This window comes from Halomonas sp. 3F2F, from assembly GCF_014897805.1.
GTDB lineage: Bacteria > Pseudomonadota > Gammaproteobacteria > Pseudomonadales > Halomonadaceae > Vreelandella.
The window spans coordinates 1-1435 of record NZ_JABUZE010000126.1 but is presented as its reverse complement, the minus strand read 5'-3'; the positions used below and the strand labels follow the sequence as shown (position 1 = coordinate 1435).

Annotated in this window: 1 protein-coding gene; it reads right to left on the bottom strand. The window is 55.0% G+C overall.

Annotated features, from left to right (window positions below; genetic code table 11):
* Positions 1-1435, bottom strand: a 1435-nt coding sequence (locus tag INT21_RS12385) for a hypothetical protein (RefSeq protein ID WP_226930650.1), incomplete at both ends; no start/stop codon positions are given.

The following is a 1435-nucleotide window of genomic DNA, read 5'->3' as shown; positions in this document are numbered from 1 at the left end:
CGCTGGTGTCGGCTGTGAGCGTTTCATCTTCGATCGCATCGCCGCTGATTGCCACGCCACCCGTCGGTGCATCATTGACGTTGGCGACGCTACCCGTGGCAGCAGATGTCACGGCTTCGGCGGTGCCCTGCCCGTCGGTGTAGCTGACTTCAACGGTGATTGCCTTGCCCACTTCAGCCTGAGTCAAGGTGTAGGTGCTGCTGGTGGCACCGGTGATGGCAGTGTCATCGGCCTTCCAAACGTAGCTGAAAGCGCCCAGGCCATCCTCATCGGCCAGAGCGCTGGTGTCGGCTGTGAGCGTTTCATCTTCGATCGCATCGCCGGTAATGATGACATCGCCAGCGGGGGCATCGTTGACGTTGGCCACGCTATCCGTGGCAGCGGATGTGACCGTTTCAGCGGTACCCTGATCATCGCTATAGCTGACTTCAACGGTGATTGCCTTACCCACTTCAGCCTGAGTCAAGGTGTAGGTGCTGCTGGTGGCACCTGTGATGGCAGTGTCATCGGCCTTCCAAACGTAGCTGAAAGCGCCCAGACCATCCTCATCGGCCAGAGCGCTGGTGTCGGCTGTGAGTGTTTCATCTTCGATCGCATCGCCGCTGATTGCCACGCCACCCATCGGTGCATCGTTGACGTTGGCGACGCTACCCGTTGCGGCAGATGTGACCGCTTCGGCGGTGCCCTGATCATCAGTGTAGCTGGCGCGAACGCTGATGGCAGCACCCACATCGGCTTGGGTCAGGGTGTAGGTTGCGCCGGTGGCGGCGATGATTTCATTACCATCGCGTAGCCACTGGTAGGTCACCATGCCCAGGCCGTTTTCGTCCGCCAGGGTGTTGGAGGCAGTTAAAGTCGCGTCTTCTACCGCATCGCCTGTGATGGTGACGTCACCAGTAGGCAAGTCGTTAACGTTAATTGTCGACGTGGCAATAGCAGAGTCAGCCTCTCCATCAGAGGCTCTCAGCGTCAGCGTTGTACCACTTCCTTCGTCTTCCGGCTTATATTGAATATTGGAGACTGTATCCAGATAAGTGTTAATAGCATCAGGTGTTCCCTCGAGCGTCAGGGTGTTGGTATCTGAGCCACTCACAACAACACCTGTATCAGAACTTGCAGCCAATGTTCCCGAAGGAGTGCTTATCTCAAGTGTAATTTCATCACTATCAATGTCTGCCAGACTGACGGCAGATAAATCAAGGTCAGATATCGAGCCAATAGCGACCGTTATACTAGCCGGCACTCCAGTTAGCGTCGGAGGGTTATTGACGCTGATCGTTATAGAGGCAGTATCGTCTGCCGTACTATCCTCATCTTCGTCATCAACAGCAACTGTCAGAGAGTAACTATTGTTGTTCAGCTGACTGTCATCGGCAACAGTAATCTGACCGTTACTAAGTGAATCCGCATAAGTTATGGTGTATAAAGCGAGGCT